We start from the raw sequence: 20,323 nt of genomic DNA on the forward strand, positions 1-20,323 counted from the left end.
ACCCAAGGTACCAGCCAGCGGGCACCGCCACCCGCGTTTGCCCCGTCATGACGCGCCAGGCACCATTGGGCAAGACGCACTCACGCCCCTTTCAGGAGACAGCCATGCTGCGCATCCTTCTTGCCGCCCTGCCGCTCGTTGCCCTGCCGCTCGTCGTCCAGGCCGAGACCCCGAACATCCAGCCCGGTCTCTGGGAAAACCAGACCACCATGATCATGGAAGGCATGGGCGGCATGCCGGACCAGACCGAGACCAGCACCGAGTGCGTCACCCAGGAAGACCTCGACCGCGGCGAGAACATCATCGAGGCGCCGGAAGGCTGCACCCTGGACCAGATGGACATGACGGCCGACCGCATGGACTACACCATGAGCTGCCCAGGCCCGCAGGGCGGACGCATGCAGATGGACGGCAGCATGCGCTTCATGGGCGATCGCACCGAGGGCGAAATGACCAGCGAGATGGATACCCCGATGGGCCGGATGAACGTGCGCATGGAGATGCGCGGCCAGCGCATCGGCGACTGCTGACCCCCTGTATTCACCACGAAACGCACGAAGAAAAGTCCGGGGGCTGAAGTTACGCAAGTCGCGATCCCTGCTTGTGCCTCTTCCCAGATCGTTTTTCTTCTCCGTGCCCTCTGTGACCTCCGTGGTGAATATTCTTTCGCTCTGGCCCTTCTTCGTGCCTTCGTGGTCGTTAAGCCCTGCGCCAGAGAAGGATCTGATTGTTGGCCGGCAGGTCGATGACCGCGGCGGGCTCGAGGCCGGCGGCCGTGGCGAGGGCATCCAGGTCGGCGCGGTCGCGCACGCCCATGCCCGGATCTTGCGCCCGCAGCATCTGGTCGAACCGGGCGTTGGATTCGGCGGTATGCGAACCGTCGTGGGCAAACGGGCCGTACAGCGCGAACAGCCCACCCGGCGCCAGCACCCGGGCCACGCCGGCAAACAGCGCCTCCACCGCCGGCCAGTGCATGATATGCACGGTATTCGCGCTGTAGACGTACTCGAACGGCCCCTCCGGCCAGGCATCCCGTAGCACGTCCAGTTTCAGCGGGGGCCGCAGATTGGGCAGGGCCGCGTCGCGTCGCCAGGCCTCCACGCCCGGCAGGTTCTCTGCCACGTCACTGGGATACCAGTCGAGATGCGGCAAAGCCGCGGCGAAATGCGCCGCGTGCTGCCCGGTGCCGGCGCCGATCTCCAGCACCCGTCCATGCGCAAGGAACTGCTCGCGCAGCTGGGCCAGGATCGGCGCGCGGTTTTGATCCGCGGCCGGGGCATAGGGCTTGTCGGAGGTCATCGCAGCGATCCGTTCACGGGGGACAAGGCGGTATTCTGGACGCCCCGCAACCGCACTGCCATGATCGGGACACACCCTATTTCCAGGCTGCCCTGATGACACCCCGCTTCCGGTTGTTCCTGCCCGCCCTGCTTGTCCTGTTGCTGGTCATGGGCGGCGAGGCGCTGGCCCGCGACATGGCGACCGACCCGGAGCGCCTGCTGCCGGTCGAACTGGCCACCGTCGGGGTGGATGCCGGCTCCGGCACGCCCATCGCCCTGTTGCGACACCCGACGTCCGGCGAGGTGGTCCCGATCGTGATCGGGACCGACCAGGCCCGCGCGATCCTGCTGGCCATGCACGACATAACACTGTCGCGCCCGCAGACCCACGACCTGATGATCGACCTGCTGGAGCAGATGGATGCGCGCCTGGAACGGGTGATCATTGACGGCCTGGAGAACGGTACCTATCTCGGCTGGCTGGAGGTACGGATCGCCGGCGAGGCCGAACCCCGGTTGATCGACACCCGCCCCAGCGACGGGCTCGCCCTGGCGGTACGCAGCGGGGCCGCCATCCATGTCGCGCCGGAAATCCTGGAGGCCGATGTCGCCTTCGACTACACCCCTCCGGGCGAGGACGAGGTCGTCACCGCCCTCGGCATCACCGTTGTGGAGGCTCGCAACGACCTGCGCGAAGCCCTGCAACTGCCGGACGAATCCGGCGTGCTGGTCAGCCGTGCCGCGGGCCGCGCCGCCGCCGCGGGCCTGACCCACGGCGCCCTGATTCTGAAAGTGAACGGGCGCACGCCCACCACCCCGATGGACTTCCTCGAGGCGATCTCCGCGACACCGGAGGGCGAGCCCGCCGAAATCCGCTACTGGCTGGATGGCGAGACCCGCAGTATTACGCTGCCCACGGACGTCCCCGAGATCGAGGAGTCCGACGACGCCCTGACCGTCTGAGCAGAGCCGGAACGGACGCGGGTCAGTCCCGCGGCGGAAGCCGCGGGCGCAGCCAGTCGAGCGTGGCGGTGGTTGCCGGATCGTGCTCGCCGGCGGTCGCGCCGGGCGCCAGGTCCTCAAGCACCTGACCGGCCAGCTGTTTGCCCAGCTCCACCCCCCACTGATCGAAGGCGTTGATCCCCCACAGCGTGGCCAGCACGTAGATCTTGTGCTCGAACAGCGCGATCAACGCGCCCAGCGTGGCCGGATCCAGGCGTTCCAGCAGAATCAGCGTGCTCGGCCGATTGCCGGGGAAGGTCCGATGCGGCGCCAGCGCATCAATCGCCTCCGGCGACTGCCCGGCCGCCGTCATCTCGGCGCGCACCGCGGCCTCGTCCTTGCCCATCGCCAGCGCCTCGGCCTGCGCCACCAGGTTGGCCAGCAGCAACGGGTGCTGCGCCGGCAGGTCGTGCTCGGGGCGGGCCACGCCGATGAACTCGGCCGGGATAAAGCGCGTGCCCTGGTGGAGCAACTGGAAGAAGGCGTGCTGACCATCGGTGCCCACCGCACCCCAGACCACCGCGCCGGTTGCGTCCGTCACGACCTGCCCGTCCAGCCCCACGCGCTTGCCCAGGCTCTCCATCTCCGCCTGCTGCAGGTACGGCGGCAGCAGCGACAGGCGTTCGTCGTAGGGCAGTACCGCGCGCGACTGTGCCCCCAGCAGGTTCTGGTTCCACAAATCCACCAAAGCCATGCGCACCGCGGCATTGCTGGAGACCGGCGTCTGGCGCACGTGCTCGTCCATGGCATGAGCCCCGCCGAGAAACGCACGGAAGCCGTCCATGCCGAGGAGCAGCGCCACCGGCAACCCGATGGTGGACCACACGGAATAGCGCCCGCCGACCCAGTCCCAGAAGCCGAACATGTTGTCCGGGTCGATACCGAACTCCGTTACCCGATCGCGGGCGGTGGAAACCGCCACGAAGTGGCGGGCGACGGCCGTGTCGTCCGACGCATGCCGCAGCAGCCAGGCGCGGGCCGCACGGGCGTTGGTCAGGGTCTCCTGGGTGCCGAAGGTCTTCGATGCGACGATGAACAGCGTGGTTTCCGGATCGGCCTCGCGCAGCACGGCGGAGAGCGCCGCGCCATCCACGTTGGAGACGAACTGCACGGTCAGCGGCACGCCGTCGGCCGTCGCCTGTGCATGCGGCGCAAGCGCCCGGCAGACCATGCGCGGCCCGAGGTCGGAGCCGCCAATGCCGATGTTCACCACGCGACGGATCGGACGCCCGCTGTAGCCACGGTGGACCCCATCGTGGATCCGCCGCACGAACGTCTCGACCCGGTCGAGCTGCGCATGCACCTGCGGAACCACGTCCGCGCCATCCACTTCACAGTGGGCGTCGCGCGGCAGGCGCAGGGCCGTGTGCAGGGCCGCCCGCCCCTCGGTGGTATTGACCCGCTCGCCGGCAAACAACGCGCGCAGCGCCTCCGATACCTCACAGGCCGCAGCGCGCTCGTACAGGGCATCCCAGGCCGCACCGTCCAGGCGCTGGCGCGTCCAGTCCAGGCGCAACCCGGCGACCTCCTGTACGTCGCGTTGCACTCGATCCGGATCGCGCGCGAACAGCTCGCGCAGGGGCTCGTCCGCCAGCCGTCGGGCCTCGACCCGCAAGGCACTCTCCATCACCGCACCCACTCCTGCCGCCATTCTTTTCCCTCGGTTGTTAGGAGTTGCTGATCAATGTACACATTCGCGTTCGTGCCCCATGTCCAATGGTCCCCCATTCTTTGGGTAGGGGCTGCACACCGGATCGAGGGCCACAAGGCATCAACGCAAAGTATATTGATCAGTGTCTCTCTAGACCTCCAGAGTGCCGCCCCGGCCCCTGCGTTACAATTAGCAGAAAGTCATCCGGCGCCGCCGGTTCCGCACTTGGGGATTTTTTGCATGCGCATCCTGTTCGCCAGCAGCGAGGCCCACGGCCTGGTCAAGACCGGGGGGCTCGCCGATGTCAGCGCCAGCCTGCCCGCCGCCTTGCGCCGGCGGCGCCAGGATGCCCGTCTGGTGCTGCCCGGCTACCCCGAGGCCTGCCGCAACCTGGTGGATGCCACCCCGCGCCCGGGCCCGGACGGCGCCCCCTGGCAGATCCTCGAGGGCCGCCTGCCCGGGACCCGGCTCCCGGTCTACCTGATCGACTGGCCGGAATACTTCCAGCGCGCCGGCAACCCCTACAGCGCCAGCAATGGCATGGACTGGCCGGACAACGCCCAGCGCTTTGCCGGTTTCGCACGCGCCATCGTGGCCCTGGCACGCGACGAGGCCGGGCTGGACTGGGCACCGGAGCTGATTCACCTGAACGACTGGCAGACCGGTCTCGTGCCACTGCTGCTGGACCCGGAGCGCACCGGCGTTGAACGCCCGCGGACGGTGTTCACCATCCACAATCTGGCCTACCAGGGCCTGTTCCCGGCAAACTCCGTGCAGGATCTGAACCTGCCCGCGGAGCTATGGCACCCGGAGGCCCTGGAGTTTCACGACCAGCTTTCATTCATGAAGGCGGCCCTGGTGTTCGCCGACACGATCACGACCGTCTCGCCCACCTACGCACGCGAGATTCAGGAACCGGCCTACGGCATGGGGCTGGACGGCGTGCTGCGCGCCCGCGGCGCCGACCTGCACGGCATCCTCAACGGGGTCGACTACAGCGACTGGGATCCGGCGCGCGACCGCCACATCGCCGCGCGCTACAGCGCCGAGGACCTCGCGGGCAAGGCCGCCAACAAGGCTGCGCTGCAGACCCGCATGGGCCTGGAGACCAACCCGGAGACCCCGCTGCTGGGCCATGTCGGCCGCATGGTCGAGCAAAAGGGTGTCGATCTGCTGCATGCCGCCTGCACGCCGCTGCTGGAGGCTGGGCGCATCCAGCTGGCGCTGGTCGGCTCCGGCCAGAAGGACCTGGAACACGCCACCGGCGCCCTCGCCCGCGCTTACCCCGGCCAGGTCGGCGTGCACATCGGCTACGACGAGCCGCTGGCCCACCAGATCGAGGCCGGGTCCGACCTGTTCCTGATGCCGTCGCGCTTCGAGCCCTGCGGGCTCAACCAGCTCTACAGCCTGCGCTACGGCACCCCGCCGGTGGTCCACGCCACCGGCGGTCTGGCCGACACCGTGGTGGATGCCACGCCGGAGAACCTGGAGGCGGGCACCGCCACCGGTTTCAGCTTCACCCCGGACAGCGTCGCCGCCCTCGGCGCCGCCCTGGAGCGCGCCCTGGCGCTGTATACCGCGCGCGGCGACGGCCACTGGGAACAGCTGATGCACAACGGCATGGCGCGCGACTTCGACTGGACCGCCAGCGCCGATGCCTATCTCGCCCTGTACCGCGAACAGCTTCCGCGCCGCAGCCGGCGTGCGAAGGCGGCATCTGCGCTATAATCGCGTCCTTTTCGCGACCTCCCGAACCCCAACCGGCAAGCCCAGGCAGCGGCGATCGTCGTCCTGCGCGCACAGGCCCGATATGACTCGAAGCGATCAACACGACCGATTCCTCCCCAAGGACAAGGAACTGCGCGCCCGCGTGCGCCTATTCGGGGAACTCCTGGGCAACGTGATTCACGACCTGGAAGGCCAGGCCGTGTTCGACGCGGTGGAGAAGCTGCGCCGCGGCTTCGTCAGCCTGCGCAAGGACGAGGATCCGGACCTGCGCCGCCAGCTGATGGCCGATATCACGCACTTCGACGCCTCGCTGACCGAGCGCGTGATCCGCGCCTTCAGCATCTACTTCAGCCTGGTCAACATCGCCGAGGAAGACCTGTTCTACCGCTGGCGCCGAGCCCAGGTCTCCAGCGGCGAGCCGCTGTGGACCGGCTCCTTCGACCAGACCCTGCGCGAGCTGCATGGCGAAGGCGTCACCGCCGAGGAGCTGGAGCGCCTGCTCAACGAGCTGCACTATCAGCCGGTGTTCACCGCCCACCCCACCGAGGCCCGCCGCCGGACCACGATGGAGAACCAGCGCCGCGTGTTCGAGACCGCCGACCGGCTGAACCAGCCGGGGCTGGGCGAGGAGGAACGCCGCCTGATCACCGAGGAACTGGAGACCCAGATCCAGATCCTCTGGCGCACCAACGAGGTGCGGGTGAAAAAGCCGCAGGTTCAGGACGAGATCAAGTACGGCCTGTTCTATTTCGAGGAGAGCCTGTTCGAGGCCATCCCGCAGTCCTACCGCTTCCTCGAGAAGGCCATCCGCCGGATCTACGGCGTCAACCCGGACGGCAGCCTGCCGGTACGCATCCCGGCCTTCCTGCACTTTGGCTCCTGGATCGGCGGCGACCGCGACGGCAACCCGAACGTGACCCCCGAGGTCACCGAGCTGTCCTGCCGCCTGGCAATGGAACAGGTCCTGCGCGAGTACCTCAAGCGGGTCAACCACCTGCGCAACGTGCTGACTCACTCATCCTTCATGTGCCAGCCGTCGCAGGCATTCCTCGACAGCCTGGACGCCGACTCCAATATCGCCAACGCGGTGTTCCAGGGCGCCTCCGACCGCTTCGAGAGCGAGCCCTACCGGCGCAAGCTCTACATCATGCGCTACCGTCTGCGCGAGACCCTGGACACCGTGGTGCGCCGGGTCCGCGGCGAGGCCGCCGTGCTGCCGACCAACAGCGCCTATGCCGACGCCCAGGCCTTCCTGAACGACCTCAAGCTGATCCGCGACTCGCTGGTCAGCCATGGTGATCGCAACATCGCCAGCGGCGCGCTGACCGACCTGATCCGCCTGGTCGAGACCTTCGGCTTTCACCTGCACCACCTGGACGTGCGCCAGGAGTCCACCGTCCACTCCGACGCGATCGCGGAACTGCTGGGCCAGTTGGCACCGGACACCGACTACGCCGCGCTGGACGAGACCGGCCGCCAGCAGGCGCTGAGCGAACTGATCGCCTTGGAGAACCTGCCCGAGGTGGACCGCAAGCCCCTGGGCGAGAGCACCCGCGAGACCCTGCGCGTGTTCGAGGTGATCCAGAGCATGCGCCGCGAGGTCGGTCCGGACGGCATCGGCACCTACGTGATCTCCATGACCCACGCCGCCTCGCATGTGCTGGAGGTCCTGCTGCTGGGCCGCCTGGCAGGTCTCGCGGGCAACGACGAAGAAGGCAACCCGTTCTGCCATCTGCGCATCTCGCCGCTGTTCGAGACCATCGAGGACCTGCTGCATGTCGAGGACGTCCTCGAGGGCCTGCTGTCCAACCCGGTGTATGCACGACTGCTGGCCGCCTCCGGGAACATCCAGGACGTCATGCTCGGCTACTCCGATTCCTGCAAGGACGGCGGCATCCTCGCCTCCAGCTGGAACCTCTACGAGGCACAGAAGAAGATCGTCGGCATTACCGATCGCTTTGGTGTGCGCTGCCAGCTGTTCCACGGCCGCGGCGGCACCGTCGGGCGCGGCGGCGGCCCGACCCACGAGTCCATCCTCGCCCAGCCCCCGGCCACGGTGCAGGGCCGGATCAAGTTCACCGAACAGGGCGAGGTACTGTCGTACAAGTACTCCAACGTGGAGACCGCGGTGTACGAGCTGGGCATGGGTGCGACCGGCGTCATGCTGGCCTCGCGCAGCCTGATCCGGCCGCCGCGCAAGGATCGCGACGACTACCGCGCCACCATGCACGAGCTCGCGCAGGCTGGCGAGGATGCCTACCGCGAACTGATCGACCGCACCGAACGCGTGCTCGATTACTTCTACGAGATCACCCCGGTACAGGAGATCGGCTTCCTGAATATCGGCTCGCGCCCGTCGCACCGGCGCAAGACCGATCGCTCCAAGAGCTCGATCCGCGCGATCCCCTGGGTCTTCGGCTGGGCCCAGGCGCGCCACACCCTGCCTGCCTGGTACGGCATCGGCACCGCGCTGGCACAGTGGCGCGGCGATGACCCCGAACGCCTGGCCCAGTTGCAGCGGATGTACCAGGAGTGGCCGTTCTTCCGCTCGTTGCTGTCCAACTGCCAGATGGCCCTGACCAAGGCCGACATGCGCACCGCCGCGGAGTACGCCCGCCTGTGCAGCGACCCGGAACTGGCCGAGCGCATCTACGTCCTGGTGCGCGAGGAACACAGCCGCACCGTCACCGAAGTGCTGCGCGTGGCACAACTGGAACGACTGATGGACGAGACGCCCCTGCTGGCGCGTTCGCTGCAACGGCGCAACCCGTACCTGGACCCGCTCAACAGCATCCAGATTCACCTGCTGCGCGAGTCCCGCCAGTTCGACGCCGAGGCCGACGACGACGCCGACGAAAATCCGTGGCTGTCGCCCCTGCTGCGCTCGATCAACGCGATCGCCGCGGGCATGCGCAACACCGGTTAGGGAGAGGCTGATCACGGGCCGCCCCAGCCGGTGGTCCGCGATCGTCATCCTGCTAGGGAAACACTGATTAATGTGTACCCTCGCGTTGGCACCCCAGGTTTTCCGAGACAAGGCGCGGTGCGCAGCCGGTAGTGGTTCTACCGGCAAGGGCCGTAACGCAGGATCGGGGAACCTGGGGTGCCAACCCCACAAGCGATTGAATGCAGGGGCTCGAGTCGCCCGTTGTTATCCAAAACGGGCGCGCGTACGGCGTTGCGGCTCCCTTGTGCCGAATGACCGCACGGCAATACCGCGCCTTGTTCGCACGCAAAAGCGACTCGGGCGCGAGCGTGCACATTAATCAGTGTTTCCCTAGAATCACGCCATGCGCCTGCTGCTACTGATCGTCGCCATCGTCGCCGTGTTCCTTGCGGTGCGCACCCTCGTGCGCTCCACCAGCAACCGCAAGCAGGTCCGCCAGGATGAACGGCCCGAACGCCTGAAAGAGGGCGGCGCGGTAATCCGCTGCGCCTTCTGCGGCGTGCACGTGCCGGAGGCCGAGGCCTACCGCGACGGCGACCGCCTCTACTGCTCACCGCAGCACGCCGAGGTCGACCGCAACCGCTCGGACGCCGACTCCCGCACCGAAGACGACTGACCCTCGTCCATGGATAACCAGTCCGGGGGGAACACGCCGATCGACGCCGACACCCGGCGTTCCGCCTGGCTTTTCGCGCTCTACCGGGTCTTTGTCGCGGCGGTCCTGCTACTGCTCGGGCTGTTCCCGGATACCCCGCTGGGGCTGCATCTCGTCACCCCCCAGTTCTACGCGGTCATCGCCACCGCCTATCTCGCGTTTGCGCTCGTCGCCGCCGCCTTCGCCTGGCGCTGCACCCACAATCCGGACACCACCAGCCTCACCCGTATCGCGTTGATCGGCGGCGCCGGCGACGGCATCGGCCTGATCGCGTTGCTGATCGTCTCCGGAGGGGTTGGCACCGGCATTGGCCTGCTGCTGGTCCCGGCCCTGGTGGCAGCCGTGCTGCTCTCCAGCGCACGCTTCGCCCTGACCCTGGCCGCGATCGCCACCCTGGCGCTGTTGCTGGCCGAGGGCGTGAGCGCACTATTCCTGCACCCCGCCGATACCGCCATCACCCAGGCGGGGCTGCTGGGCGCCACCCTGTTTGCGGCCGGCCTGCTGGCCCGCCAGTTCGCCCGTCGGGCCGGCGAGACCCGCGCCCAGGTGGAACGCCAGGAGGTGGACCTGGCCAACCTGGCCGAACTGAACGCCCAGATCATCGCGCGCATGAGCGCCGGTGTCATCGCGGTCGACCCGGACGGGTACATCCGCTCCATCAACGAGGCCGCGCGCCGCCTGCTCCCCCCGCGGCCGGGACGCCACCTGTCGTCCCTGTCGCCCTCGGTGGCACGCGTGATCCGCGACTGGCAGCGCAACGGCATGCCCACGACCAGCCAGCAGCTGCCGGGCGACCGCAACCAGCCGGCCCTGCGGATCCGTCTGGCCCCGCTGGGTGACCGCGGCGACCAGGGCAGCCTGCTGATCCTGGAGGACGCCGCCGAACTCCAGCGTCAGGCCCAGGCCGGCAAGCTGCAGGCCCTCGGCCGCCTGACCGCCAGCATTGCCCACGAGATTCGCAACCCCCTGGGAGCCATCAGCCACAGCGCACAGCTGCTCGGCGAATCGCCGGATCTCAAGCCTCACGACCAGCGCCTGCTCGACATCATCAACAACCAGAGCAAGCGCGTGAACGAACTGATCTCCAACGTCCTCAGCCTGTCACGCAGGGACGCCGGAGGACGCGAGCGGCTGAACCTTCAGGAGACCCTGGATCGCTTCGCCGAGGAGTTCTGCGGTGCGCTGCAGTTGCCGCGAGAGACCCTGCATGCGCGCATCGAACCGGCCGATTCCGAGATCCAGTTCGACCCCTCCCAGCTCAACCAGATCCTGTGGAACCTGTGCAGCAATGCGCGCATCCATGGCGGCCACGATCAGCCCGACAGCCCGCCCATCGTGCTGCGCGGCGGCGCCGGCCAGGTCGCGCGGGTGGTCAGTCTGGACGTGATCGACGCCGGGCCGGGCATCTCTGCCGAACAGGAAAAGGACCTGTTCGAACCGTTCGTCTCCGGGCGTGCCGGGGGCACCGGCCTTGGCCTGTACATCTCGCGCATGCTGTGCGAAAACAACGGGGCATCGCTGGAATACGTCCACACACCCATCGGCGGCTGCTTCCGGATCCTGTTCGCCCCCCTGGAAACCGATTCGCCAAAGGAACAAGGCGCATGAGTATCCGCCACGTGCTGGTCGTGGACGACGAGCCCGACATCTGCGAACTACTCGAGATCACCCTGGCCCGCATGGGCCTTGAGGCCACCACGGCCACCCGCCTCGAGCCGGCCCGCGCCCTGATCGCCGAGCACGACTTTGACCTGTGCCTGACCGACATGCGCCTGCCGGACGGCGACGGGCTGGACCTCGTCCGCCACATCCAGAGCGAACGCCCAGAGCTCCCCGTGGCCGTCATCACCGCCCACGGCAGCGTGGATACCGCCGTCCTGGCGCTGAAGCTGGGGGCCTTCGACTTCGTCAGCAAGCCGGTGGACCTGAAACAGCTGCGCGAACTGATTGACGCGGCCCTGCGCCTGGAGCCGGCTGCCTCGATCGCGGAAGAGCCCGGCGACGACGCCACCCCGGCCACCCCCGATGACAGCCCGCTGCTGGGCCAGTCCGAGCCCATGCAGCGTCTGCGCGCCACCATCCACAAGCTGGCGCGCAGCCAGGCCCCGGTGTTCATCTCCGGAGAGTCCGGATCCGGCAAGGAACTGGTCGCGCGCGAGATCCACCGCCTCGGCCCGCGCGCCGAACGTCCATTCGTGCCGGTCAACTGCGGCGCCATCCCCGGCGAGCTGATGGAGAGCGAATTCTTCGGCCACCGCAAGGGCGCGTTTACCGGGGCCACCCAGGACCATACCGGTCTGTTCCAGTCCGCCGACGGCGGCACGCTGTTCCTCGACGAGGTCGCCGACCTGCCGCTGCCGATGCAGGTGAAGCTGCTGCGCGCCATCCAGGAACGCGCCATCAAGCCGGTCGGTGGCACCCGCGAGATCCCGGTCGACGTACGCATCCTCAGCGCCACCCACCACGACCTGGAAAAGGCCGTGCGCGAGGGCCGCTTTCGCCAGGATCTCTACTACCGCCTGAACGTGATCGAGCTGAAGGTGCCGCCGTTACGCGCGCGCCGCGGCGACATCGAACGCCTGGCCACGCGCATCCTGCAACGCATCGGCGAGCAGTGGCAGACCGGCGACCTGGAGCTGGCACCCGACGCCCTCGCGGCCCTGCAGGGGCACGGCTTCCCCGGCAACGTCCGCGAGCTGGAGAACATCCTGGAACGCGCCGCCACGCTGTGCGAAGGGCCGCTGATCCGCGCCGGCAACATCGACCTGCCGGCGAACGGTCTGGGCACCGAACCCACCCCGGGCGCGGAGTACGGCGAACCCGAGAACGGCCTCGACGGCGCGGAGAGCGCCCTGGACGACCAGCTCGCCGCGCAGGAACGCCAGGCCATCGCTACCGCCCTGCAGCAGACCGGCGGCAACCGCACGGCCGCCGCACGCCTGCTCGGCCTCAGCTTCCGCCAGTTGCGTTATCGCCTGAAGAAACTCGGGATCGACTAGGGAGACGTTGATCTACAGCAGATCGAACCACTCGTTCAGGGCAAACCAGATCACGTAGCCGCCGTACAGCAGCAGGAAGATGACACTGAGCACCGTGATCGGGCGAAACCCCTTCACGTCCACCTGATAGGACACATCCTCCCCCCGCGCACGGCGGCGGCGCACATCCATCCAGCGCGACACCCGCCACCAGACGAACAGCAGGATCAGGATCACGGTCAGAAACTTCAGCATCGGGGTTCGCTTCCTCGCACGGGACTCGCAACAGAGCTGAACGCGACACTACCGGAGAACGCCCTCCGCCGCATCGTCCACACCACCCGGCGCCCCAAGTGCTGCCTGGCGCCCATCACCCCGGCGTCATCCCGGCCACAGCGCAGCGAAGAGCCGGGATCTCCGCGGCCATGGCCACCCCGACGCCCGAGATCCCGGATAACCGCTCCGCGGTTTCCGGGATGACGACACAGGGGGTCACGCGCGGCGTCCCGCGTTGTGCTGACCTCTGTGGGAGCCTGCTTGCAGGCGAAGCCCCCGCCAAACTTTAACTGCCTACCCACGCCGCTTCGCATGCCGCGTGGCCGGCGCATTCCACGGATCCTCCGGCCACGGGTGTTTCGGGTAACGGCCCTTCAGCTCGCGCCGCACCTCCGGGTAGCCGTTCTCCCAGAAACTCTTCAGATCCTGGGTGACCTGCACCGGGCGCCGCGCCGGCGACAGCAGGTGCAGCACCAGCGCCACGCGACCTCCGGCTACCGCGGGCGTTTCCGCCAGGCCGAACAGCTCCTGCAGCTTCACCGCCAGCACCGGCGGGTCCTGGGTGTAGTCGACCCGGTGGGCGGAACCGGAGGGCACCGCGATACGGGCCGGCGCCTCGCGCTCCAGTCGCTGTTGATGCTCCCAGTCCAGCCGCGCGCGCAGGATCGCAGCCAGGTCCAGCCGGTCCAGATCGCGCAGCCGCGTCATCCCGGCCAGGTACGGCCCCAGCCAGTCCTCGAGACCGGCGAGTAACGCGGCGTCACCCATGTCGGGAAAGCCCGCCTCCGGCATCGCCTGATGCAGCAGCTGGATGCGCGCGCGCAGCTGGGTCGCCGCGTCATCCCACGGCAGCAGCGCAAGCCCTTCGCGGCGCATCCGTTCACACCAGCGCGGGATCGTGGACGCGGGGTCGTCCAGCGCGACCATCTGCCGCTCGACCACCAACGTGCCAATGCGGCGGATGCGCGCGTTCTCCAGCCGCGCCCCGTCCTCCACCCAGTCGCAACGCGTCTCGCGGTGGAAAAGCTCCGGGGCCTCGCGCTCCAGCGCGGCGAGGTCCAGCGCCACCGCGCAGCGGATACGTGCCTCGCGTTCGGCGTCGGTGCAGTCCACCGCCACCAGGTACTCGGCATGCGCCAGGCGCTCGCGCTCCGACAGCAACGCCCCGCGGCCATTGCCCATCACGAAGCGCCCGGCCTGCCCGCCGCGTGGCCGCGCGATGCGTTCGGGCCAGGCCAGCGCAGCCAGCACCCCCAGCGCCACACCCTCGTCCAATACGGATTCTGCTGCGCCGGCGCTGTCGTCCAGCCGCGCCAGGGCCTGCTCAAGCCGCCGCAGCCCGGACTTCCAGGCGCGGCCGCCCGCACGCCGTGCCTGCACCAGGCGCTCCCCCAGTTCCAGCGGGGCACCCGGCCCGGCCATTCCCGGCTCCTCGACCACCACCGCCAGCTCGCAGGCCAGACGCGAGAGGCCCCGCTCGCGCGCCCGCAGCAGCATGTGCGCCAGGCGCGGATGCGTCGGCAGCCGCAGCAGGGCGCGGCCGTGACCGGTGATCCGCCCTTCGGCGTCCAGCGCGCCCAGCTCCGCGAGGATTGCCTGCGCGGCGGCCATGCCGTGCGCCGGCGGCGGCTCCAGCCAGTCGAGTTCGGCCACCGCCTCGCCCCAGCCGGCCAGCTCCAGGGCCAGCGGCAACAGATCGACCTGTTGCAGTCCGGGCGTCGCGTAGTCCGGGCGCTGCACCTCCTCGGCGCGCGCCCACAGCCGGATCGCGACACCGGGTTCGGTCCGCCCGGCACGGCCGGCGCGCTGTTCCGCCGCGGCCTTCGAGGCGGGGACCGTCACCAGTCGCGACAGCCCGGTGGCGGCATCGAAACGCGGCTCGCGGGACAGCCCCGCGTCGATCACCACGCGCACGCCCTCGATGGTCAGGCTGGTTTCGGCAATGTCGGTGGCCAGCACCACCTTGCGTTCGCCTTGCGGGGCCGGTCGCACGGCACGGTTCTGCTCCTCCGCCGACAGCCGCCCGAACAACGGTGCCACCCGCGCGGGGCCGACCGGCGTCTCCAGGGTCTCCCCCAGGCGCGCAGCGACCTCGCGGATCTCGCGCTCGCCGGGCAGAAAGACCAGCACCGAACCCGGCTCGGCCTCCAGTGCCTCGCGCACGGCCTGCGCCACGGCGTCGGCCAGCGGGGCGCCCTTCCTCGGCGGCGCGTAGCGCACCTCCACCGGGAACTGTCGCCCGCGAGCCCGCAGCACGGGCACGGGGTCCGCCTCCGGCCCCGCAAGCAGTCGCGCCACGGCCTCGTCGTCGAGGGTGGCGGACATCACCACGACCCGCAGCTCCGGACGCAGCAACCGGCGCACCTGCAGCGCAAAGGCCAGCGCCAGTTCGGCCTCGGGCCGGCGCAGGTGGAATTCGTCGAACACGACCGCGCCGACTTCCTCCAGCAGCGGGTCGGCCTGGATGCGGCGCAGGAACAGGCCATCGGTGACCAGCTCAACGCGGGTATGCGTCGAGACCTTCTGTTCGTCGCGCACGCGGTAACCCACCGTCTGCCCGACCGGCTCGCCGCGCTGCGCGGCCATGAACGTGGCCGCCATGCGCGCGGCCAGGCGGCGCGGCTGAAGCACGATGACCCGCCCCCCGGATACGGAATCCGCCAGGTGCAGCGGCACCCGCGTGGTCTTGCCCGCCCCCGGTTCGGCCACCAGCACGGCCGCACCGCGCGTGGCCAGCGCGGCATCCAGCGGACTCAGCAGGTCATCCAGCGCCTCGGGCGAGGCATTCGGGGTTTCGGCCATGGGCAGGTCAGTTTTCGACGACGCGGGTACCGGCCTGCACGCGGTCGCCCGGGCGGGTCACGACGCGCTCGCCTGCCTCCAGGCCCTCAAGGATCTGCGTGGTGAACCCGGAACGGCGACCGACGTCGACCCGGCGCGGCTCGGCGCGTCCGTCCTCGACCACGAACACCGACCAGTCGCCACGGTCGCGGAACAACGCACTGGTCGGCACCTGCAGCACGTCGTCACCCTCCCACAGCAGAAACTCGGCCTCCACACGGTAGCCAACGGCCAGCCCGGCCAGGCGCGCCTCCACCGCATCCAGATCGAGGATCACCGGCACACGCTGTTCGTCCACGCCCAGCGCGGAGATCTTGGTGAAGCCGAAGGGCTGCACCCGGCGCACCGTGGCGTCCAGCTTCGCATCACGACCCCAGTCGGTCAGGCGCACACGCATTCCCGGTACCACGCGCACCGCATCCATCGACAGCAGGTCCACCTGCACCTCCAGGTCGTCCAGATCGCCGACGACCAGTACCGGCTCGCCGGCGCCGATGGTGCCCTCGCAGCAGCGGTAGCGCTCCAGCACTACGCCCTCGGCGGGCGAACGCACGGACAGGGTATCCGCCTCGGATTCCGGCATCTGGCCGCTGGCGATATCCAGCACCACGCGGGCACTCTCGATCTCGCTGCGCGCGACCTCCACCGCCGACTCGCCCGCGCGCACGGCGGAACGCGCCCGGTCGCGCATCGTCTCCATGCGCTCCATCTCGGTCGCGGACACCGCCCCGCGGTCGAACAACTCCTGGTGGCGGCGATACTCGGACTCGGCAAAACGCGCCTCGGCCCGCAGGTTCTCCAGGTTCGCCTCCGCGCTTTGCAGCCGCGAACGCGCGGCGGCCAGGTTCTCGCGCGCCTGCTCGCGCGAGCGCGCATCCAGCGCTGGCGTCGGCAACGGCTCCAGGCGGAACAGCGTATCGCCCAGCGCCACCGCGTCGCCCTCCTCCAGCGCCACCCGATGCAGATAGCCGGCAATCGGCGCCGACACCGTGTAGGTGTCGCGCAGCCGGGTACGCCCCTCCTCGCGCACGGTCTCCTCGAACGCCCCGGCCCGCACCTCGCTCAGCGACACCGGCACCGGCTGCGGCCGCAGCGCCCACACCAGTGCGGCCACCCCCGCCAGCACCACCAGCCCGATCGTGATCCGCTTTTTCATCAACATGCCATCAGTCTCGCAAATCCCGCCTCGACGCGCCCAGGGCCACCCCCGAGCAACACGCCCCCCACACGTAGGATGCGACGAGCGAAGCGAATCGCATCAAGACGGCGCCGGGAAGCCGCGCGAATGGCCGGTATCCACGGTTTCGCCACCTTTCTGCATCGGTGGATTCCCGTGGCTTCCAGATGATGCGATTCGCTCCGCTCATCACATCCTACGTCGCTGCCCCGCGCCGCACCCACCCAAATCCGTACCCGTCATTGCGAGGAGCGCAGCGACGAAGCACAAAAGCGCGCAGCGCGTTGAACGGCCGCAGGCCGACCTGAAAGGCGAGCGCAGCGAGTAATCTCCGAAAGCTGGGAATGCGTTCAAGATCCGGCTGTGGTGGTTCCGGATGGAGATTGCCGCGTCGCCTTCGGCTCCTCGCAATGACGGCCGGCCTGCTCGAATGTTGGGCGGTCCTCCGGAATGTCATTCCGCGGCCTTCAGGGCCTGCACGCGGTCAAGGTGCTGCAGGCGGCGCCAGGCGAGGAACGCGGTCAGGCTGGCCGCCACCAGGATGCCCAGCGCGGCGAAGCCGTAGGCCTGCGGCGTGATCACGAACGGCACGCGCAGCAGGTCCATCGCGAAGGCCTGGTTCAGCAGCCAGGCGAAACCCGTACCGGTGAGCCAGGCGACCGGGATCGCCGCCAGCGTCAGCACGGCGATCTCGCCCAGCAGGATCCAGCTCACCTGTCCGCGCGAGTAGCCGAGCACCTCCAGCGTCGCCAGGTCACGGGCGCGTTCGGCATAGGTGATGCGCGCGTTGTTGTAGGTCACGGCGAAGGCGATGGACACCGCCAGCGCCACGAACACCAGGGCGAACACGATAATGGTCTCGCCGATGTATTCGCGGATGTTGCGCTCGGCTTCCGCGATCAGACCGACGCTGGCAACGCGCGGGCGATCCGACAGCCGCGCGAACAGCGCGTCCTCCTGCGCGCGGTCGGTCAGCAGCCAGGCTCCGGAGACGGCCGGCCCCTCGCCGATCAGGCGATTCAGCGCCGGGCGGTACATGTAGGCGCCAACGCCGATCGGCTCCTCTACCACCCCGGCCAGCGGCACCGAGACCGTGCGCCGGCGTCCCTCCAGGATCTCCAGCTCCACCGGATCGCCGACGCGCAGCCCCAGCTGCTCCGCCAGGTAGTCGGTCAGCAGGATGCCTTCGTCCGGCAGGCGGCCGCGCCCGCCCGCCATCGGCAACTGACGCAGGCGCGGTTCCGCGTCCAGACCCAGCAGGCGCACGCGCTCTTCGCGGTTCACGCCGACCAGCCGCACCGGCACCGCGCGGAAGGTCTCCACCGCCAGCACACCCGGCTCGTGGCGCAGCTCCCCGGCCACGCGCGACGGCACCGGGTCGGTGAACTGCAGGTCGATGTCCATCTGCAGGACCTGGCCGTACTGGGTATCCAGCATCTGATCCACGGCGTTCAGCTGGTAGGCGCCCATCAGCAGCAGTCCACCGGACAGACCGATGCCGATCACCGACAGCACGGACTTGAGCCGGTGGCGCGCGAGGTTGCGCAGGATGATGCGGGTCGGCTGATCCAGCCCGCGCCACGCCGCCGTGCGCTCCATCCAGCCGCGGTGAAAACGTTCCGGTGCCGGTGGGCGCATGGCCTCGGCCGGGGCCATGCGCACCGCCTGCCAGACCGCGCGGAAGGTGCCGAGCATGGCCGCGCCCATCGCCACGGCCACCGCCAGCACCATCACCCAGGGCTGCAGGCGAAAGCTCATCTCCGGGAAGCGGAAGTACTCGGCGTAGATGCCGGCCAGGCCCTGCGCGGCCCAGGCCCCGAACGCGAGCCCCAGCGCACAACCCACCAGCACGATGCCGCCGGTCAGCAGGCCGTAGTGCGCGGCAATCGCGCCATTGCCGTAGCCAAAGGCCTTGAGCACCGCGATCGGCTCGCGCTGCGAGCGGATGATGCGTCCGACCACGACGTTCAGCAGAAACGCCGCCACCGCCAGGAAGATGGTCGGCAGGATCGCCGCCTGGGCGCGCAGCTGGGTCAGCTCCTCGGACAGGAAGCGGTGCGAGAACTGGTCCTCGCGCCCGTAGGCGCCCAGACCGCCGTAGCGGGCCAGCGCGCGGTCCATGGCCTCGATCACGGGCTCCGGGTCGGCGCCCGCTTGCAGACTCACGGTGACGGAGTTGAACGCCCCCTCCATGCCGTAGGCGGCCGCCAGCGCGCGGCGGTTCATCCACAGGATGCCGTAGCGCTCGTAGTCCGGCAGCAGGTCGGTGGGGCTGATCTGGTAGACGAACTCCGGCGACAGCGCGATGCCGCTGATCTGCAGGTCGGTCAAGCGCCCGTCGATGATCGCGCGCAGGGCATCCCCGGCGCCCAGACCGTGCGCCTCGGCGAAGGCCTCGCTAACCACCACCTCGCGCTCGCGGCCCGGCTCGGGCAGCCGGCCCTCGCGCAGGTAGAGCCGGTTCAGCAGCGGCTCGCCCCCGTCCGGAAGGGAGAGCATGGTGCCCCGGATCGGGTCGTCGAAGCCGGCCACCTCCAGACGCACCGGGGCCTGCACCCGGGTCTCGATCTGGTTGATGCCCGGCGCATCGCGGAAGCGCTCCACCGCGCTCTCCGGCGCGCGCGTGATCTCCGCGAACACATCAGCGAACTGGTATTCGGAGTAGAAGCGCTCCTTGGTGATGGTCAGGGCATCTAGGCTGGTCACCGCGATCACCAGCGTCATCACCCCGCTGGCAATCACCAGCGCGATCGCCGCCGCCTGCCCCTTCAGGTGGCCGAGATCGCGCAGGATCTTGCGGTTCAGGGCGCGCACGAGACGGGACCGGCGCCGCTACCAGTGCAGCGAGGCAGGAGACTGCCGGCTGGCATTCTCGTGGATCTCGCTCACGCGGCCGTCACTCAGGTGGATCACGCGATCGGCCATCTCGCCGATCACCGCGTTGTGGGTGATGATCGCCACCGTCGTATCCAGGCGCTCGTTGATATGCTGCAGCACCTCCAGCACGCGGATGCCGGTCTTCGAGTCCAGCGCGCCAGTGGGCTCGTCGCACAGCAGCACCGCCGGCTGCTTGGCGATCGCGCGGGCGATGGCCACCCGCTGCTGCTCGCCGCCGGAGAGCTGCGAGGGAAAGTGGTCCATGCGGTCCTCCAGCCCCACCAGCGCCAGCGCCTCCTCCGGCGGCATCGGGTCGCGCGAGATCTCGGTGACAATCGCCACGTTCTCGCGCGCGGTCAGGCTGGAGATCAGGTTGTAGAACTGGAACACGAAGCCGACATGGTCACGGCGAAAGGCCGTCAGCGTGCGCTCGGAGGCCTGTGCCAGGTCCTGGTCGCGGTAGCGCACCTCGCCCTCGGACGCGGTATCCAGCCCGCCCATGATGTTCAGCAGCGTCGACTTGCCGGAGCCCGAGGCCCCCAGCATCACCACCAGCTCGCCGGTATAGAGCTCCAGGTCCACGCCGCGCAGGGCGTGGATCGTCACCTCGCCCATGCGGTAGACCTTGGTCACCCCGGCGGCGCGGAAGATCACTTCGCGCCCGGCGTGCGGCGCATCCGGGGCGGGCGCCGTGGCTGTATTCATGCCGCCCGGGGCGCAACCGATCCTGATCCAGCGGCCAGGCGCTCGGCCGCCGGTGCCGCACCCGTATCGGGCGCGCCGGGCAGGATGCCCCCGTCGCCGTCCAGGCTCATGGACCACAGGCTCAGCAACAACAGCAGGATGATCAGGATCGGGATCAGTACGCGCGGATTCATCAGTCACGCCCTCGCTCACGGGAATGACCCCAT

At 69.2% G+C, this 20,323-nt stretch carries 15 protein-coding genes; 7 read left to right on the plus strand and 8 right to left on the minus strand.

What is annotated here, in order from left to right; translation table 11 throughout:
• The first annotated feature begins 104 nt into the window (after window positions 1–104).
• A complete protein-coding gene (locus G335_RS0109030; RefSeq protein ID WP_018176529.1) occupies window positions 105–530 on the plus strand; it encodes a DUF3617 family protein in 426 nt (141 codons plus the stop codon).
• 169 nt (window positions 531–699) lie between these two features.
• On the opposite strand, the gene G335_RS0109035 is transcribed toward G335_RS0109030, so the two are convergent.
• The gene (locus G335_RS0109035; RefSeq protein ID WP_018167998.1) at window positions 700–1,299 is read right to left on the minus strand and encodes a DUF938 domain-containing protein; all 600 of its coding nucleotides are present in this window, start codon (window positions 1,297–1,299) and stop codon (window positions 700–702) included.
• Between the two features lie 95 nt (window positions 1,300–1,394).
• Between G335_RS0109035 and G335_RS0109040 the strand changes: the two genes are divergently transcribed.
• Complete coding sequence (locus tag G335_RS0109040; RefSeq protein ID WP_018176530.1) at window positions 1,395–2,243, plus strand: bifunctional nuclease domain-containing protein; 849 nt, start codon at window positions 1,395–1,397, stop codon at window positions 2,241–2,243.
• Window positions 2,244–2,265: 22 nt separating this feature from the next.
• Here G335_RS0109040 and pgi read toward each other — a convergent pair whose 3' ends face one another.
• Window positions 2,266–3,909 carry a glucose-6-phosphate isomerase gene (gene pgi / locus G335_RS0109045; protein ID WP_018176531.1) on the minus strand — a complete coding sequence of 548 codons (1,644 nt, stop codon included), beginning with the start codon at window positions 3,907–3,909 and terminating at the stop codon, window positions 2,266–2,268.
• Window positions 3,910–4,173: 264 nt separating this feature from the next.
• Between pgi and glgA the strand changes: the two genes are divergently transcribed.
• From glgA to G335_RS0109070, 5 genes are all read left to right on the plus strand, one after another.
• Window positions 4,174–5,661 (plus strand): glycogen synthase GlgA, encoded by a 1,488-nt coding sequence (glgA, locus tag G335_RS0109050; RefSeq protein ID WP_018176532.1) that lies wholly within the window; start codon window positions 4,174–4,176, stop codon window positions 5,659–5,661.
• An 82-nt stretch (window positions 5,662–5,743) separates the two neighbouring features.
• Complete coding sequence (gene ppc, locus G335_RS0109055) at window positions 5,744–8,587, plus strand: phosphoenolpyruvate carboxylase (RefSeq protein ID WP_018176533.1); 2,844 nt, start codon at window positions 5,744–5,746, stop codon at window positions 8,585–8,587.
• A gap of 364 nt (window positions 8,588–8,951) precedes the next feature.
• Window positions 8,952–9,224 carry a PP0621 family protein gene (locus tag G335_RS0109060; protein ID WP_018168003.1) on the plus strand — a complete coding sequence of 91 codons (273 nt, stop codon included), beginning with the start codon at window positions 8,952–8,954 and terminating at the stop codon, window positions 9,222–9,224.
• Between the two features lie 9 nt (window positions 9,225–9,233).
• Complete coding sequence (locus G335_RS0109065; protein WP_018168004.1) at window positions 9,234–10,871, plus strand: PAS domain-containing sensor histidine kinase; 1,638 nt, start codon at window positions 9,234–9,236, stop codon at window positions 10,869–10,871.
• A complete protein-coding gene (locus tag G335_RS0109070) occupies window positions 10,868–12,262 on the plus strand; it encodes a sigma-54 dependent transcriptional regulator (protein WP_018176534.1) in 1,395 nt (464 codons plus the stop codon). The genes G335_RS0109065 and G335_RS0109070 overlap by 4 nt, the downstream gene beginning before the upstream one ends.
• Before the next feature lie 12 nt (window positions 12,263–12,274).
• On the opposite strand, the gene G335_RS0109075 is transcribed toward G335_RS0109070, so the two are convergent.
• The 6 genes from G335_RS0109075 to G335_RS14280 all read right to left on the minus strand — a co-directional run bounded on the left by G335_RS0109075 (window position 12,275) and on the right by G335_RS14280 (window position 20,290).
• Complete coding sequence (locus G335_RS0109075) at window positions 12,275–12,496, minus strand: hypothetical protein (RefSeq protein WP_018146336.1); 222 nt, start codon at window positions 12,494–12,496, stop codon at window positions 12,275–12,277.
• Between the two features lie 315 nt (window positions 12,497–12,811).
• The gene (gene hrpB, locus G335_RS0109080) at window positions 12,812–15,319 is read right to left on the minus strand and encodes an ATP-dependent helicase HrpB (protein ID WP_018176535.1); all 2,508 of its coding nucleotides are present in this window, start codon (window positions 15,317–15,319) and stop codon (window positions 12,812–12,814) included.
• Between the two features lie 7 nt (window positions 15,320–15,326).
• Window positions 15,327–16,520, minus strand: a complete 1,194-nt coding sequence (locus G335_RS0109085; RefSeq protein WP_018176536.1) for an efflux RND transporter periplasmic adaptor subunit — start codon at window positions 16,518–16,520, stop codon at window positions 15,327–15,329.
• A gap of 468 nt (window positions 16,521–16,988) precedes the next feature.
• Window positions 16,989–19,349, minus strand: coding sequence for an ABC transporter permease (locus G335_RS0109090; RefSeq protein ID WP_018176537.1), 2,361 nt, complete (start codon window positions 19,347–19,349; stop codon window positions 16,989–16,991).
• Window positions 19,350–19,367: 18 nt separating this feature from the next.
• Window positions 19,368–20,117: an ABC transporter ATP-binding protein gene (locus tag G335_RS0109095; RefSeq protein ID WP_018176538.1), complete on the minus strand. Its 750-nt coding sequence runs from the start codon at window positions 20,115–20,117 to the stop codon at window positions 19,368–19,370.
• On the minus strand, window positions 20,114–20,290 hold the full coding sequence (locus G335_RS14280) for a hypothetical protein (RefSeq protein ID WP_018146341.1): 177 nt from the start codon (window positions 20,288–20,290) through the stop codon (window positions 20,114–20,116). Before G335_RS14280 ends, G335_RS0109095 begins: the two co-directional genes overlap by 4 nt.
• Window positions 20,291–20,323: the final 33 nt, after the last annotated feature.

This window comes from Thioalkalivibrio sp. AKL8 (genome assembly GCF_000380525.1).
In the GTDB taxonomy this organism is placed as follows: Bacteria; Pseudomonadota; Gammaproteobacteria; order Ectothiorhodospirales; family Ectothiorhodospiraceae; genus Thioalkalivibrio; species Thioalkalivibrio versutus.